17 protein-coding genes are annotated in these 14,308 nt (G+C 67.4%); 14 read left to right on the top strand and 3 right to left on the bottom strand.

Translation table 11 applies throughout. From position 1 onward, the window contains the following. Positions 1 to 87: 87 nt before the first annotated feature. Positions 88 to 519 (top strand): M48 family metallopeptidase, encoded by a 432-nt coding sequence (locus tag GGR17_RS19675; protein ID WP_255353408.1) that lies wholly within the window; start codon positions 88 to 90, stop codon positions 517 to 519. A gap of 104 nt (positions 520 to 623) precedes the next feature. On the opposite strand, the gene GGR17_RS19670 is transcribed toward GGR17_RS19675, so the two are convergent. Then, entirely contained in the window at positions 624 to 1,313 is a 690-nt protein-coding gene (locus GGR17_RS19670; protein WP_369817378.1) for an RES family NAD+ phosphorylase, read from the bottom strand. Next, positions 1,310 to 1,723, bottom strand: a complete 414-nt coding sequence (locus GGR17_RS19665; RefSeq protein WP_054540362.1) for an MbcA/ParS/Xre antitoxin family protein — start codon at positions 1,721 to 1,723, stop codon at positions 1,310 to 1,312. Before GGR17_RS19665 ends, GGR17_RS19670 begins: the two co-directional genes overlap by 4 nt. 262 nt (positions 1,724 to 1,985) lie before the next feature. Here GGR17_RS19665 and trbB point away from each other — a divergent pair, with 262 nt between their 5' ends. The 13 genes from trbB (at position 1,986) to GGR17_RS19600 (ending at position 13,333) form a co-directional block, all read left to right on the top strand. Next, positions 1,986 to 2,936, top strand: coding sequence for a P-type conjugative transfer ATPase TrbB (trbB, locus tag GGR17_RS19660; RefSeq protein WP_456237036.1), 951 nt, complete (start codon positions 1,986 to 1,988; stop codon positions 2,934 to 2,936). Next, positions 2,933 to 3,265 carry a TrbC/VirB2 family protein gene (locus GGR17_RS19655; RefSeq protein WP_054538611.1) on the top strand — a complete coding sequence of 111 codons (333 nt, stop codon included), beginning with the start codon at positions 2,933 to 2,935 and terminating at the stop codon, positions 3,263 to 3,265. The genes trbB and GGR17_RS19655 overlap by 4 nt, the downstream gene beginning before the upstream one ends. A 66-nt stretch (positions 3,266 to 3,331) precedes the next feature. Next, positions 3,332 to 3,625, top strand: a complete 294-nt coding sequence (locus GGR17_RS19650) for a VirB3 family type IV secretion system protein (RefSeq protein WP_054538612.1) — start codon at positions 3,332 to 3,334, stop codon at positions 3,623 to 3,625. A 9-nt stretch (positions 3,626 to 3,634) separates the two neighbouring features. Then, positions 3,635 to 6,130 (top strand): conjugal transfer protein TrbE, encoded by a 2,496-nt coding sequence (trbE, locus tag GGR17_RS19645; RefSeq protein ID WP_054538613.1) that lies wholly within the window; start codon positions 3,635 to 3,637, stop codon positions 6,128 to 6,130. Next, positions 6,127 to 6,915: a P-type conjugative transfer protein TrbJ gene (trbJ, locus tag GGR17_RS19640; protein ID WP_054538614.1), complete on the top strand. Its 789-nt coding sequence runs from the start codon at positions 6,127 to 6,129 to the stop codon at positions 6,913 to 6,915. Before trbE ends, trbJ begins: the two co-directional genes overlap by 4 nt. 13 nt (positions 6,916 to 6,928) lie before the next feature. Continuing rightward, positions 6,929 to 7,195 (top strand): putative entry exclusion protein TrbK-alt, encoded by a 267-nt coding sequence (gene trbK-alt, locus GGR17_RS19635; RefSeq protein ID WP_054538615.1) that lies wholly within the window; start codon positions 6,929 to 6,931, stop codon positions 7,193 to 7,195. 3 nt (positions 7,196 to 7,198) lie between these two features. Further along, entirely contained in the window at positions 7,199 to 8,548 is a 1,350-nt protein-coding gene (trbL, locus tag GGR17_RS19630) for a P-type conjugative transfer protein TrbL (protein ID WP_054538616.1), read from the top strand. Beyond that, the gene (gene trbF / locus GGR17_RS19625; protein WP_054538617.1) at positions 8,545 to 9,234 is read left to right on the top strand and encodes a conjugal transfer protein TrbF; all 690 of its coding nucleotides are present in this window, start codon (positions 8,545 to 8,547) and stop codon (positions 9,232 to 9,234) included. The genes trbL and trbF overlap by 4 nt, the downstream gene beginning before the upstream one ends. Beyond that, complete coding sequence (gene trbG / locus GGR17_RS19620) at positions 9,231 to 10,205, top strand: P-type conjugative transfer protein TrbG (RefSeq protein ID WP_054538618.1); 975 nt, start codon at positions 9,231 to 9,233, stop codon at positions 10,203 to 10,205. The genes trbF and trbG overlap by 4 nt, the downstream gene beginning before the upstream one ends. Next, the gene (locus GGR17_RS19615; protein WP_054538619.1) at positions 10,202 to 11,338 is read left to right on the top strand and encodes a TrbI/VirB10 family protein; all 1,137 of its coding nucleotides are present in this window, start codon (positions 10,202 to 10,204) and stop codon (positions 11,336 to 11,338) included. The genes trbG and GGR17_RS19615 overlap by 4 nt, the downstream gene beginning before the upstream one ends. A gap of 1 nt (position 11,339) precedes the next feature. Next, entirely contained in the window at positions 11,340 to 11,597 is a 258-nt protein-coding gene (locus GGR17_RS19610; protein WP_054538620.1) for a DUF2274 domain-containing protein, read from the top strand. 141 nt (positions 11,598 to 11,738) lie between these two features. After that, the gene (locus GGR17_RS19605) at positions 11,739 to 12,029 is read left to right on the top strand and encodes a helix-turn-helix domain-containing protein (protein WP_054538621.1); all 291 of its coding nucleotides are present in this window, start codon (positions 11,739 to 11,741) and stop codon (positions 12,027 to 12,029) included. After that, the gene (locus GGR17_RS19600; protein WP_054538622.1) at positions 12,026 to 13,333 is read left to right on the top strand and encodes a type II toxin-antitoxin system HipA family toxin; all 1,308 of its coding nucleotides are present in this window, start codon (positions 12,026 to 12,028) and stop codon (positions 13,331 to 13,333) included. The genes GGR17_RS19605 and GGR17_RS19600 overlap by 4 nt, the downstream gene beginning before the upstream one ends. 131 nt (positions 13,334 to 13,464) lie before the next feature. On the opposite strand, the gene GGR17_RS19595 is transcribed toward GGR17_RS19600, so the two are convergent. Then, positions 13,465 to 14,226: an McrC family protein gene (locus GGR17_RS19595; protein ID WP_054538623.1), complete on the bottom strand. Its 762-nt coding sequence runs from the start codon at positions 14,224 to 14,226 to the stop codon at positions 13,465 to 13,467. Between the last annotated feature and the right edge of the window lie 82 nt (positions 14,227 to 14,308).

Genomic DNA, 14,308 nt, shown 5'->3' with positions numbered 1-14,308 from the left:
CCTCATCGGCGAACAGTGTGACCCAGACGTCATCGAAACGATCATGGAACACGAGAAAAACACCTGATCCAAGACGGCCTTCGGCGCATGCTTACCCCGCATGTCCAGGAAAGCGTAAAGTTGATCCGCGGCTTTATCGTTGTGCAGACACACCGGCCGACCAGGCCGGAGGTGACGCGCGAACTGGTCGAGGCATGGTATCGAGACCGGGCCCACATCAAGTTTCCGGAGCGGATCGAGCTCTGTCTTGGCCACTTCCCGGACCCCGAGGCATTCCGGCCAAAGGGTCTTATCGTGCGTCAGACTCGGCAGAGGTGGGGATCCATGTCTCCGGCAGGACGCCTGCTGCTGAACCGTCGCCTCGTACAGGCGCCGGTCGACGCAATCGATTACGTGATCACTCACGAGCTTTGCCACGTAGCCGAGCCACATCATGGCGCAAAGTTCTTCGAACTGCTCGACAAGGTGATGCCAGATTGGGAACGCCGGAAGCAGAGGCTCGAACGGGCGATGGCCTAGCGGGATTAACGGCTATAAATTCGAAAACGTCCTGTTGATCTTTCTCTGTTCAAGAAACGAAGCCAAGAATCTCCATACGGCCTCTCCCCTTTGGCCTTACAGCGTCACAAGACGCGCAATACCTCCCCGTTATCCAGCCGCTTCACATAGTCGACTGCCGTGCCGTTCCAGTGATACGCAAAATGCGCCCCGTGGGTCGGGATCGGGATCACATCGGGCCAGAAGACGGCGATGCATTGCCCCTCGGGAAAGCGCACGCTGGGCCAGGTGATGCCGTTCGACCCGGCCGCACGGCGCTCGGCACCGAAGACCTGGGACGCGTGGTAGTCGTCCGGATCCAGCAGATCGGCGCGGCCCGTGGCGTCATCGAGATCGGTGTCGACCGAGCCGATCAGCTCACGGAATTGCGAGGTCCAGCCGGGCGCTTCGTCCGTGGCGCGCATGAAGCGGGCGTGGTGGTGGATGGTCTCGGCGATCGCCACCTCGGTGCGGTCGCCCGCGTAGTAGAGGCCGAAACTGCCATCCGAGAACCGTCCGGGCCGGAGCGGCGAGCAATGCACGAAAGGCGCCATGACCCAGCTGGCGCCGGGGCCGGTCACGCGCCGGGCCAACGGGACCTTGGACAGATCGCCGATGCTCTCGCGGATGCGCGGGTTGAACTTGGCCTCGGCCGAAGCCAGCGCCTCCCAGTCAGCGGGATCGGCGATATCCTCGAAGAGGTCGATGGGCGGGTGGATCGAGCGGATGATGCGAACCGTGCGCGACCAGCTCACGCGCCGGACAGGCACATTCACCAGGCACCCCGTTCGGCGTCGAGATAGGCGCGCAGGTCGATCAGGTCGGTGATCTCGCCGCGGAGCATGACGTCCAGCGCGCTTCGGCCCGCGAAGGCGGCGTTCGGCTTGCGGATCCAGGCATAGCCCCGGGCAGGGTCGGCGAAGAGATAGCGGAGCGCCTTGTGGATGCCCATCAGGATTGCCATCCGCGCGCGGAGGTCGCGGTCGATCCGGCCGATATCGCCGGTCTTCCACCGCGCCCAGGTCCGCTGCGCCATGTCGCCGAGCAATGTGCGGGCTTCCGCATCCGTCAGCTCCCAGCCGCGGAACAGGTTGACGGTGGTGCGCGCCAGCGCCGCGGCCTCCTCGTCGGTGATGACGGGAAGGTCGGAGCGCGCGAGGACGGGCTGGACCGTGGCGAACTGCATGGTATTCTCCTTTGGCATCAGTATAGATATTATGTGCCAAAAGGCAAGATGGGCCGCGCGGTGGAGGTTCGATCGCCTCCAGCCCTTTTCCCTGTCTTTGCGCGCCAGAGCCCTACGCCCCTTGAAGAGCTGTTGAGCCAAGCGGGTTTCCGGTTTTCTTGATGGACCCGATCCAGGTCCGCCCGTCGGCGGCCATTCACGGAACGGGGACAGCATGGCAGAGGCAGCTCGGAAACCGGATGCGATGGCGCGCGGCGCGCGGATGCTGCGCACGGCGCTTGGGCCCGCCATCGCCGGGTTTCTGGAAGACCCGACGATTGTCGAGGTCCTGCTCAATCCCGACGGGCGGCTCTGGGTCGACCGGCTCTCCGAGGGGCTCTCCGATACCGGGGCCACGCTATCCCCCGCCGATGGCGAACGGATCGTGCGCCTCGTCGCCCATCATGTCGGGGCCGAGGTGCATGCCGCGCGCCCGCGCGTCTCGGCCGAACTGCCCGAAACCGGCGAGCGCTTCGAAGGGCTCCTGCCGCCCGTGGTCACCGCACCCTGTTTCGCGATCCGCAAGCCTGCCGTCGCGGTTTTCACGCTCGCCGATTACGTCGCGTCCGGCATCATGACCGAGTCTCAGGCGGCGCTGTTGCGCGAAGGTGTCGCTGCGCGGGCCAATATCCTCGTGGCGGGTGGCACCTCCACCGGCAAGACGACGCTGACCAATGCGCTCCTGGCGGAAGTGGCCGGATCGTCGGACCGCGTCGTGATCATAGAGGATACGCGCGAGCTGCAATGCACAGCACCCAACCTCGTCGCCCTGCGCACCAAGGACGGCGTCGCCTCGCTTTCCGATCTCGTCCGTTCCTCGCTCCGCCTGCGCCCCGACCGGATTCCGATCGGCGAGGTGCGCGGGGCCGAGGCGCTGGACCTCTTGAAGGCCTGGGGCACGGGCCATCCGGGCGGGATCGGCACCATCCATGCGGGCTCCGCCTTGGGGGCCCTGCGCCGGATGGAGCAGCTCATCCAGGAGGCGGTGGTGACCGTGCCGCGCGCCCTGATCGCCGAAACCATCGATCTCATCGCCGTCCTCTCCGGGCGCGGGGCCAGCCGACACCTCGCCGAACTCGCCCGCGTCGACGGGCTGGGATCGGACGGTGACTACCGCATCACCCCGGCGGCGCTGCCGACCGGGACGGACACCGACACAGGAGAATCTTCATGACCCGAAACCTTGACCGGCTGCGCGCGCAGGCCGCCCATGCCGTCACCTACGCAACTGTCACCCTGATGCTGGCCGGAACCGCCCGGGCGGCCGGGTCCTCCATGCCCTGGGAAGCACCGCTGCAATCGATCCTCGAGTCGATCGAGGGTCCGGTCGCCAAGATCATCGCGGTGATCATCATCATCGTCACCGGCCTGACGCTGGCCTTCGGCGACACCTCCGGGGGGTTCCGCCGCCTGATCCAGATCGTCTTCGGCATCTCCATCGCCTTCGCGGCGAGTTCCTTCTTCCTGAGCTTCTTCAGCTTCGGCGGCGGGGCATTGATCTGATGGTGACGACCGATTCACCGCAGGAGAACGCGGCTTTCCAGTGGACAGCCGCGAGGGAGGAACGCCATGAGCGGTAGCGAATGGCCAACCTTCGAGCAGTTGGCGGACGTGCCGGGCTTCACTGTCCCGGTCCACCGGGCGCTGACCGAGCCGATCCTGCTGGCGGGCGCGCCGCGGGCCTTCGCGATCCTGAACGGCACGCTGGCCGGGGCTATCGGGCTCGGGCTGCAGCTCTGGGTCGCCGGGATCGTCATCGGGCTCCTGGGTCATGCGGTGGCGGTCTGGGCCGCGCGGCGCGATCCACTCTTTGTCGAGGTCGGCCGTCGGCATCTGCGCCTTCCCGGTCATCTGGAGGTCTGAGGCAGCACCATGATGAACCTCGCGGAGTATCGCCGGAAAGGGACGCGGCTGGCGGATTACCTGCCCTGGGCGGCGCTGGTCGCGCCCGGCGTGGTGCTGAACAAGGATGGCAGCCTGCAGCGCTCGGCCCGGTTCCGCGGCCCCGATCTCGACAGCGCGGTCGCGGCGGAACTCGTGGCGGTGGCGGGGCGCATCAACAACGCCGTTCGCCGTCTTGGCTCGGGCTGGGCGATCTTCGTCGAGGCGCAGCGGGTGGCGGCGGCCGAGTATCCCGACAGCGGCTTTCCCGACCCGGCCTCGGCGCTCCTCGATGCCGAACGCCGCGCGGGGTTTGCCGAGCAGGGGGCGCATTTCCAGTCGAAGTATCTCCTGACCTTCCTCTACCTGCCACCCGCCGAAGAGGCCGCGCGGGCCGAGACCTGGCTCTACGAAGGGCGCGAGACGGCGGGGATCGATGCGGGCGAGGTGCTGCGCGGCTTCATCGACCGCACCGACCGTGTGCTGGCGCTCTTCGACGGCATCATGCCCGAATGCCGCTGGCTCGGTGACAGCGAGACGCTGACCTATCTGCATTCCACCATCTCGACGCGGGCCCACCGCGTCCGCGTGCCGGAAACCCCGGCCTATCTCGACGCGCTCCTGGCCGACCAGCCGCTGACCGGCGGGCTCGAGCCCCGGCTCGGGAGCGCCCATCTGCGCGTTCTCACCCTCTCGGGCTTTCCGACCGCCACCACGCCCGGGGTCCTCGATGATCTCAACCGGCTGGCCTTTCCCTATCGCTGGGCGACCCGCGCGATCCTGATGGACAAGATGGAGGCCGCGCGGATGGTCGCGCGCATCCGCCGCCAATGGTTCGCCAAGCGCAAATCCATCGCCGCGATCCTGAAGGAGGTGATGACCAACGAGCAATCGGCGCTGGTCGACACCGATGCCGCCAACAAGGCCGCCGATGCCGATATGGCGCTGCAGGAACTCGGCGCCGATGTCGCGGGCGAGGCCTATGTCACGGCGACGCTCATCGTCTGGGACGAAGACCCGCGCCGCGCCGACGAGAAACTGCGCCTGGTCGAGAAGGTCCTGCAGGGCAGGGACTTCACCGCCATGGTCGAGACGGTCAATGCCGTCGATGCCTGGCTCGGCTCGCTGCCGGGGCAGGCTTACGCCAATGTGCGCCAGCCGCCGATCTCCACCCTGAACCTGGCCCATATGATCCCGCTCTCCGCCGTCTGGGCGGGGGAGGAGCGGGACACGCATTTCGACGGCCCGCCGCTGCTCTACGGCAAGACCGAGGGCGCGACACCGTTTCGTCTCTCGCTCCACGTGGGCGATGTGGGCCATACGCTGGTCGTCGGTCCCACCGGGGCGGGCAAATCCGTGCTGCTCGCCCTCATGGCGCTGCAGTTCCGCCGCTATCGGCGGAGCCAAGTCTTCGCCTTCGATTTCGGGGGCTCGATCCGTGTGGCCACGCTGGCCATGGGCGGCGATTGGCATGATCTCGGCGGCGAGCTGACCGAGGGTGCGGAAGCCCCGGTCTCCCTGCAGCCACTCGCCCGGATCGACGATCCCGCCGAGCGGAGCTGGGCCGCAGGCTGGATCGGCGGGATCCTCGCCCGCGAAGGCATCGCCATCACACCCGAGGTGAAGGAGCATCTCTGGTCCGCGCTGACCTCGCTGGCCTCGGCCCCGGTCGGCGAACGCACGATCACCGGTCTCGCCGTCCTGCTGCAATCCACCGACCTGAAACAGGCGCTGCGGCCCTATTGCCTCGGCGGCGCCCATGGGCGACTCTTGGACGCCGAGATCGAAGAGCTTGGCGCGGCCTCGGTCCAGGCCTTCGAGATCGAAGGGCTCGTCGGCACCGCCGCGGCCCCCGCGGTCCTCTCCTATCTCTTCCACCGCATCGGCGACCGGCTCGACGGCCGGCCGACGCTCCTGATCATCGACGAGGGCTGGCTTGCGCTCGATGACGAGGGCTTCGCGGGCCAGCTCCGCGAATGGCTGAAGACCCTGCGCAAGAAGAACGCCTCGGTGATCTTCGCGACCCAGTCGCTCTCGGACATCGACGCCTCCGCCATCGCGCCCGCAATCATCGAAAGCTGCCCGACACGGCTGCTTCTCCCCAACGAACGGGCCATCGAGCCGCAGATCACCGCGATCTACCGCCGTTTTGGCCTCAATGACCGCCAGATCGAAATCCTCGCCCGGGCCACGCCCAAGCGCGACTACTATTGCCAGTCGCGGCGCGGCAACCGGCTTTTCGAGCTGGGCCTCTCGGAAGTCGGACTTGCGCTCTGTGCAGCTTCGTCCAAATCCGACCAGGCGCTGATCTCGGAAATCCTCGCAGAGCATGGGCGCGACGCATTTCTTGCCGCCTGGCTCGAGGCCCGTGGGGTCGGCTGGGCCGCCGAGCTGATTCCCGACCTCACCAATCTCGCACCGGAACCAGAGGTGCCGGACGCCCCGATCCCCCAAGCCCCCGAACCAGCAGAGGAGACCATCCCATGACCCATACCGCTCATCGGTTGACCAAGCTCGCCAGCGCCTCCGCGCTCGCCCTGACGCTCGCAGCCCCCATCGGGCTTTCGCCGATCTTCGCGACGCCGGCCCATGCCTTCTTCTTCGGTGGCGGCGGGCGCATCGTCTACGACCCGCGCAATCACGCCGAGAACATCCTCTCCGCCGCCCGGGCGCTCGAGCAGATCAACAACCAGATCACCCAGCTGCAGAACGAGGCGCAGATGCTGATGAACCAGGCCCGCAATCTTGCGAGCCTGCCGTACTCCTCGCTGCAGGCGCTTCAGCAGAATGTCGACCGGACCCGGCAGCTCCTGTTTCAGGCGCAGAACATCGCCTTCGATGTCTCGCAGATCGACCAGGTCTTCCAACAGGACTACGCGAACATCCCCATGGCCGCGCCCGAGGCGCAGCTTCTGGCCGATGCCCGCTCCCGCTGGAAAAACACCGTCGGCGGGCTGCAGGACGCCCTGCGCGTGCAGGCGGGCGTCGTCGGCAATCTCGACGGCCAGCGCGCCGAACTCTCCGCCCTTGTCGGCGAAAGCCAATCCGCCGTCGGTGCCCTGCAGGCGACCCAGGCGGGCAACCAGCTCCTGGCGCTGCAATCCCAGCAGATCGCCGACCTGATCGCGGTTGTGGCCGCCAATGGCCGCGCCACCGCGCTCGTCGAGGCCGAGCGGTCTGCCGCCGCCGAACAGGGCCGTGTCCAGCGCGAGCGCTTCCTCACCCCGGGCGCGGGTTACCAGCCCGGCAATGCCCGGATGTTCAACAACTGAAGGGGGCGGAACCATGGAGGGATCGGTTCTAGCCCGCATCGCGGCCATCGTCTTTGTCGCTATCGCGATCACCGCGGCACTGGTGGAGATGGGTCGGGATAAGGCGGGGCAGGCAGTGCGCCCGACAGTGCTGGTCGCGCCTGAGCCTGATCCCTTGCGGGCTGAACAACGGCGCTGCCAGGAACTGGGCGAGGCCGCGGCTTCCGATCCGGACTGCCTCGCCGTCTGGGCCGAAACCCGCGACCGCTTCCTCGGGCGTGACCGGACCGGGGCAGAGTGAGCCATGGGCGGCACCGGCGTCATCGATACCTTCCTCGGGGTCTTCACCTCCTATATCGACAGCGGTTTCGGGCTTCTGGGCGGCGAGGTCGCCTTCATCGCCAGCACGTTGATCGTGATCGACGTGACGCTGGCGGCCCTCTTCTGGGCCTGGGGCGCAGAGGATGACATCATCGCCCGCCTTGTGAAAAAGACCCTCTTCGTTGGGGTCTTCGCCTGGCTCATCTCCAACTGGAACAGCCTCGCCGCCATCGTCTTCGACAGCTTCGCGGGATTGGGGCTGCTCGCCTCCGGCACCGGGTTTTCGCCCGCCGATCTCCTGCGTCCCGGCCGGGTAGCGCAGACCGGGCTCGATGCCGGGCGGCCGCTTCTGGAATCCACCGCCGATCTCATGGGCTTCGTCGCCTTCTTCGAGAACTTCATCCAGATCGCCTGCCTGCTCTTCGCCTGGGCGCTGGTGCTGCTCGCCTTCTTTCTGCTCGCGGTGCAGCTTTTCGTCACGCTGATCGAGTTCAAGCTGACGACGCTTGCGGGCTTCGTGCTGATCCCCTTCGGCCTCTTCGGCAAGACCGCTTTCATGGCCGAGCGGGTGCTGGGCAATGTCGTCTCCTCCGGCATCAAGGTGCTGGTGCTGGCGGTGATCATTGGCATCGGCTCGACGCTTTTCGGCCAGTTCACCGCCGGGTTCGGGGGCGTGACGCCCACGATCGATGAGGCCATGGCGATCGTTCTGGCGGCGCTTTCGCTCCTCGGTCTCGGCATCTTTGGCCCCGGCATCGCCACCGGCCTCGTCTCGGGCGGGCCGCAACTGGGCGCGGGGGCCGCCGTCGGCACCGGGCTCGCCGTGGGCGGCGCCGCCGTCGCGGCGGGTGGCGGGGCCCTGCTCGGCGCCCGCGGGGCCGGGGCGCTGGCCTCGGGCGGGGCCGCCGCCACGCGCGGGGCCGCTGCAGCCACTGGCGCGGCCTCCACCGCCTACAGTCTCGGAGCGATGGGCCAGACTGGGGCCGCAAGCGTTGCTTCCGGTCTCGGCGGTGTGGCCCGAGCCGCTGGGTCTGCCGCCGCATCGCCCCTGCGCCGCGCCGCCGCCTCGGCCTCCGATGCGGTCAAGGCGAGCCACGCCGACGGTTCCCGCGCGGGCTTCGCCGCCACCGGCGGCACCTCCTCGCTCGGCAGCGGGACAGGCGCGTCGACCGCCATGTCCGCCCCCGCGGATAATCCACCGTCCTGGGCGCGCTCCATGCGCCGCAGCCAGGCAATGAGCCATGGCGTTTCCGCCGCCACCCATGCGCTGCGCGCCGGGGACAGTCCCGGCTCCGGTGCCTCCGTTTCCCTTTCCGAAAGTGACCGCCCATGAGCCTCTTCAAACGCGCCGCCGCGCATTACGGCAAGACTCCGGACCCCGAGACCCCCTACCAGAAGGCGGCCCAGGTCTGGGACGAGCGCATCGGCTCCGCCCGGGTGCAGGCGAAGAACTGGCGCCTCATGGCCTTCGGCTGCCTGATCCTCGCCGGCGGTTTCGCGACCGCGCTGGTCTGGCAATCGGCGCGCGGGACCGTTGTGCCTTACGTTGTCGAGATCGACCGGCACGGCGAGGCGCGCGCCGTTGAGGCGGCAAGCGCCGGCTATCGCCCGAGTGATCCGCAGATCGCCTGGCATCTTGCCCGGTTCATCGAGGAGGTCCGGGGCCTGCCGGCCGATCCCATTGTCGTCCGGCAGAACTGGCTCCGCGCCTATGAGTTCACCACCGACCGCGGCGCGCTGGCGCTGAACGATCATGCCCGCGCCAACGATCCCTTCACGCGGGTCGGCGAGGACCAGGTCTCGGTTGAGGTCTCGAGTGTCATCCGCGCTTCGCCCGACAGTTTCCGGGTGGCCTGGTCCGAGCGGCACTACGAGAACGGCCAGCTTGCCCGCACTGAGCGCTGGACCGCGATCCTGACCCTCGTGATCGACCCGCCGCGCACCGCGGACCGCCTCCGCGCCAACCCCCTCGGAATCTACGTGAACGCGATCAACTGGTCGCGGGAGATGAGCCAATGACCCGATCAATCCTGCCCACTGTTCTTTTGACCTCCACGCTTCTGGCAGGCTGCGCCAGCGACCGCCCGCCTGACTTTGCCTATGACGACGCGGTCCCGCCCTTGCCATCGCCGCCCGTGACGGCACCCGATGACCGACCCCGGCCGCTCCATGTCCCGCCCGCCTGGACCCCCAGCCGGGGCGGCGAGGCCGCCGCCACACCGGTCGCCCAGGTCGGCAATGCCAATGCCGCCGCCCGCGTCGAACCGCGGCAGGCGGGGTATTTCAACGCGATCCAGATCTACCCCTGGTCCGAGGGCGCACTCTATCAGGTCTACGCCGCTCCGGGTCAGATCACGACCATCGCGCTCGAACCCGGCGAACGCCTCGCCGGCACCGGCCCCATCGCCGCGGGCGACACCGCGCGCTGGATCATCGGCGACACCGAAAGCGGCGCGGGCCGCGACACCCGTGTCCTCGTTCTCGTGAAACCCACGCGGCCCGATATCAGCACGAACCTCGTGATCTCCACCGACCGGCGGACCTATCTGATCGAACTCAATGCCAGCGAAGAGACCTGGATGCCCGCCATCTCCTGGGCTTATCCGCGTGCGCCCGAGACGCCGCGCTTTGCCGCCACCACGCCCCGCATTCCGCCAGCCCATGCGCGCAACCATCGCTACGGACTGCAGGGCGACAGCCCGCCCTGGCGACCGGTCTCGGTCTTCGACGACGGCCGACGGGTCTATGTCGTCTTCCCGCGCGGCATCGCCCAGGGCGAGATGCCACCGCTCTTCGTGCTGGGCTCCGATGGCGAGTTGGAGATCGTCAACTCGCGGATCCACGGCAATGTGCTCATCGTCGACCGGCTCTTCGGTGCGGCCGAGCTGCGCCTCGGGCGCGGTCCCCGGCAGGAGGTGGTCCGCATCCTGCGAATCGAACCCCAGACCGAGGCGACGGAGGTGCGGCACGATGCGGAGCAAGGGACATGAGCGAGACGTCGACCGAAACCGCTGCCGCCATGCGCCTGCGTGCCGATCCACCGCGCGTCACGCGGATTTCGCGCAAGGTGATCATCGGGCTCGGCGTCGTCGCGGGCCTCGGCATCGGTGCGGCGCTGATCTACGGCCTGCAACGTCCGGACCGGACTGCGACCCCGGTAGAACTGATCACCACGGACCGCCGCCAGCCCGCCGATGGCCTCCGCGATCTGCCTGGCAGTTACGACGCCATTCCCCGGCTCGGACCACCCCTGCCGGGCGACCTTGGCGGCGGCATCCTCGACGCGCAGCGACGCGGCCAGCCTGTCGCAGCGCCGAACCTCGCGCCCCCCACCATGGATCCGGCGGAACAGCAGCGTCTTGCGGATTTGGAGGCCGCCCGGGTCAGTGATCTCTTCTTCCAGACGCGGCCCGGAGCGCCAGCATCCACGGGGTTCCAGATGCCGCCTGCGGCACCGGGGCGCGGGTTGGCCGCGACGCCGGAAACCGATCCACGTCAGGCCTTCCTGACCGCGCCGACCGACCGCCGAATGGTCGCACCTGACCGCGTGCAGCGCCCTGCCTCGCCCTGGCTGCTGCAGGCCGGCTCCGTCATCCCGGCCGCCCTGATCACCGGCATCCGCTCCGACCTGCCCGGCCAGATCACCGCGCAGGTCACACAGAACGTCTATGACAGCCCAACCGGCAGCCTGCTCCTCATACCGCAGGGCACGCGCCTGATCGGCGCCTACGACGACAGCGTGACCGTCGGCCAGCGTCGCGTACTCCTCGTCTGGAATCGGCTGATCTTCCCCGATGGGCGATCTCTCGTCCTGGAACGCCAACCCGGTGCCGATGCCGCGGGTTTTGCCGGTCTCGAGGACCGCGTCGACAATCACTGGGGCAGCATCTTGCGCGCGGCGGGGCTTTCGACCCTGCTCGCAGTCGGCGCGGAACTCTCCCTCGATGAGGAAGACCGCCTCGCCCGCGCGCTCCGCGACGGAGCCCTCGACACGATTAACGAGGCTGGCCAGCGCATCGTCCAGCGCCAGCTGGAGGTCCCGCCGACCCTCACCATCCGCCCGGGCTTCCCCGTCCGCGTGATCGTCACGCGCGATCTCGTCTTCGCGCCATCCGGAGGTTGACATGACCAAGCTGAAACTCGGTCCGATCCCGGACGACAAGCCTGTGAAGCTGACCGTGGAATTGCCCGCAGAACTCCATCGGGACCTGATCGCCTATGGGGAAATCCTCGGCCAAGAGGCGGGGCAGGGGCCGATCGAACCGAAGAAGCTGGTGGTCCCCATGCTCGAGCGCTTCATCGCAACGGATCGCGGATTTGCGAAGGCGCGGCGCGCATCGCGCGGGACGACCAAGGCGCCATTGGGCCGTGGGGAGGCCTGACTGGCATCATCTTTCTTATCGAATACGGTAATAAGCCGTCTGTTTTGGCAAGACTGACGCCATTTTACTGATAAAGATAAGATGGCTTGAAATCCCGGACATCCACCGGTATATTTATCGAAAAGGGTAAACCATATCGCGATGACCATGGAGATCGAACCGAACCTGCTCGCCGATGTCGGGCGACGCCTCCGGGCGCTGCGTGCGGATCAGGACCTTACGCTCGAGCAGCTTGCCCGCCTCACCGGGATCAGCGCGCCCGCGTTGTCGCTGATCGAGACGGGCAAGCGCGATGCCCGGCTGACGACGCTGGCGAAGATCGCGGCGGCGCTTCGGGTGCCGATCAGGACCTTGCTGGAGGATCCCGCAGATGCCGCCAGCACCGGTGGCGACGTCCCCGCGGAAGGCTACGATCTCAGGGACTACCTGTGACGCGATCCGTTCCGGTCTGGTTTGATGCGCTGCACGTGGCCGATGTCGAGGTGGCCTCAGATGGCGCGCTCTTGCTGCGCTACGCGGACCGCTGGCGGCAGACGACGGGCGCTTTTCCCCTGTCGGTCACGATGCCTCTGCGCGCGGCCCCGTACACTTCCGAAATCATCTCGCCCTGGCTCGCGAACCTCTTGCCGGAAGAGGAACAACTCCGCAGCCTCACCCGCTCCCTTGGCCTCGATCAGGCGGATGCGCTGGCCATGCTCGAACGGATCGGCGGCGATACGGCCGGCGCGCTGTCCTTCGGGCTGGCCTCCGACCGCAGCCGTTGGGCCTATCGCCCGCTCACCGATCTCTATGGCATCGACACCCCCCCCGCGGCGCTCGATCGCCATTTCGAGGATCTCGGCAGCCGACCGTTCCTCGTCGGGGAGGAGGGCGTGCGGCAATCGCTGGCCGGCGGCCAGAAGAAATCCGCGCTGGCGGTGCTCGATTCCGATGGCAGGCCGGTGCTGCGCCTGCCCGAACCGGGCGATGTCATGGCCGTCCCCCTGCACGGCGCGCCCTCTACCCTGATCTTGAAGCCGGACAACCCCAACCTGCCCGGTATCACCGAGAATGAGGTCTGGTGCCTTCGGATGGCTGCGGCCCTGGGGCTGGAGGCGGCGCAGGCGACCATCCTGCAAGCCGAGGGTCGCAGCGCGATCGCTGTCCTGCGCTATGACCGAAGGCTCGGTCGCCAGGGCCAGCTGGTGCGCCTCCACCAGGAGGATTTCGCGCAGGCCAACGGCCTGCCCCCGGGCCGGAAATACGAGCGCGGCACGCTGCCCGGGCTTGATCTGAGAACCCTTCTTGAGACCGGGCGGCATGTCCGCGCGCGCGATGCGCTGGCCTTGCTCGATCAGGTCATCTTCAACATTCTCGTCGCGAACACCGACGCGCATGCGAAGAACTATTCGCTGATCCTGCCGCTTGCCGAGCCGCCCCGTCTCGCGCCCCTCTACGATGTTTCCTCGGTGCTGGCCTGGCCCCATGTGGTCCAGGCCTTCGCCCAGAACATCGCCGGCAAGAAGCGTACGGCCGATAGCATCGCAGGCCGGCATTGGGAGACGATCGCCAGCGAGATCGGCTATCGTCCGACCGATGTCCGGAACCGTGTGCAGGAGCTCGTCGATCGTCTGGTGGCCAACCGCGTCCAGGTCACCGAAGAGGTCGCAGCCTTGCCGGGTGCAACAGCAGGATATGTCGCGCAGACTGCGGAGCTCGTCGAGGTCAATGCGCTCCGGATCGCCGGGCGCCTCTAGCGTGCGGGCTCACGATTGACGATGAGGTTTTCTGACGGACCGGTGTCTTCCGAGCGGCGCTATTGTTTTGCTCGGGACGGACGGGTCACACCAGACGTCGCTGCCACGCGAGTATCTTGCCTCAGAAGAGCTCAGGCTGCGACCGCGGCAGGCAAGGTCCGCGCTAACAGGTGTTTCAGGGCTTCGATATGCGCATGTGCAGGGCCGGTGACATCCAGGGTCGCAACCTGGAGGGTCTCTTCGGCACCGTCGCTGGCGATTGCGTAGCGGGTACAAATCGGCTCGGGCGGCAAATCACCGTGGTGTGGATAGAGCAGCATGACCTCCGGGCAGCGGTAGAGCTGGCTATAGGCCATCAATTGATACACATCGGCCTGGCTGACACCCTGCTTCGGGTCGTCGATGCGCGGCGCCATCCGTTTCCATTTCGTGTCGATGACGAGGACGGTTCGATCCCCCTGCCGGATGATGAGGTCCGGCTTGGTCCTAAACCGCCCCGCACCCGCTTCGAAAAGGCAGTCACGGTGCCCGCCTTGCGCTGCGACACGGTATCCGCTTCCGGCCAGAGCACGGGTGACCAGTCTGGCAACGTATTGCTCGAACAAGGCATTCATCTCGAACAAGAGAGCATGACCATCCACAGCCCCGGCACTGGTCTGCTGATGTCGATCCCCAAGCAGGAGCCGCGCGAAGGAAAGAAGCTCGCGCCACCGCTGATTGCTCCGATCCAGTATGATTTGGTCCCATCGCAGCGCAGGGATAGGAACCTCGGTCACGTCCGCATAGGCGAAGCCCAACTCGCGCAGGATACGCTGATTGTCGGGGGCCTGAGCCACACGCTGCAAACGGGTCACGGCGGCGCGCATCACCTGGTTGAGCGTGACCTGCCCCATTTCTTAGGGCCAGTCGCAAGTCGAGTCTGTTCTCCTTTTGGTTGCCATCATTCGGCGGCGTGAGCAATGGGCGCAGGCGCGG

This window comes from Actibacterium naphthalenivorans (genome assembly GCF_014196965.1).
GTDB lineage: Bacteria > Pseudomonadota > Alphaproteobacteria > Rhodobacterales > Rhodobacteraceae > Actibacterium_A > Actibacterium_A naphthalenivorans.
Note: the sequence above shows the minus strand (reverse complement) of the source record. Positions and strands in the feature narration are given on the sequence as shown.

What these genes read in the sequence shown, in the direction of transcription:
- trbL (WP_054538616.1), top strand. Translation starts at nt 7,199, where the DNA reads ATGGGCGGCACCGGCGTCATCGATACCTTCCTCGGGGTCTTCACCTCC.
- GGR17_RS19595 (WP_054538623.1), bottom strand. Translation starts at nt 14,226, where the DNA reads ATGGGGCAGGTCACGCTCAACCAGGTGATGCGCGCCGCCGTGACCCGT.
- trbF (WP_054538617.1), top strand. Translation starts at nt 8,545, where the DNA reads ATGAGCCTCTTCAAACGCGCCGCCGCGCATTACGGCAAGACTCCGGAC.
- GGR17_RS19675 (WP_255353408.1), top strand. Translation starts at nt 88, where the DNA reads ATGCTTACCCCGCATGTCCAGGAAAGCGTAAAGTTGATCCGCGGCTTT.
- GGR17_RS19655 (WP_054538611.1), top strand. Translation starts at nt 2,933, where the DNA reads ATGACCCGAAACCTTGACCGGCTGCGCGCGCAGGCCGCCCATGCCGTC.
- trbB (WP_456237036.1), top strand. Translation starts at nt 1,986, where the DNA reads ATGCTGCGCACGGCGCTTGGGCCCGCCATCGCCGGGTTTCTGGAAGAC.
- trbE (WP_054538613.1), top strand. Translation starts at nt 3,635, where the DNA reads ATGATGAACCTCGCGGAGTATCGCCGGAAAGGGACGCGGCTGGCGGAT.
- GGR17_RS19650 (WP_054538612.1), top strand. Translation starts at nt 3,332, where the DNA reads ATGAGCGGTAGCGAATGGCCAACCTTCGAGCAGTTGGCGGACGTGCCG.
- trbJ (WP_054538614.1), top strand. Translation starts at nt 6,127, where the DNA reads ATGACCCATACCGCTCATCGGTTGACCAAGCTCGCCAGCGCCTCCGCG.
- trbG (WP_054538618.1), top strand. Translation starts at nt 9,231, where the DNA reads ATGACCCGATCAATCCTGCCCACTGTTCTTTTGACCTCCACGCTTCTG.
- GGR17_RS19605 (WP_054538621.1), top strand. Translation starts at nt 11,739, where the DNA reads ATGACCATGGAGATCGAACCGAACCTGCTCGCCGATGTCGGGCGACGC.
- GGR17_RS19665 (WP_054540362.1), bottom strand. Translation starts at nt 1,723, where the DNA reads ATGCAGTTCGCCACGGTCCAGCCCGTCCTCGCGCGCTCCGACCTTCCC.
- GGR17_RS19615 (WP_054538619.1), top strand. Translation starts at nt 10,202, where the DNA reads ATGAGCGAGACGTCGACCGAAACCGCTGCCGCCATGCGCCTGCGTGCC.
- trbK-alt (WP_054538615.1), top strand. Translation starts at nt 6,929, where the DNA reads ATGGAGGGATCGGTTCTAGCCCGCATCGCGGCCATCGTCTTTGTCGCT.
- GGR17_RS19610 (WP_054538620.1), top strand. Translation starts at nt 11,340, where the DNA reads ATGACCAAGCTGAAACTCGGTCCGATCCCGGACGACAAGCCTGTGAAG.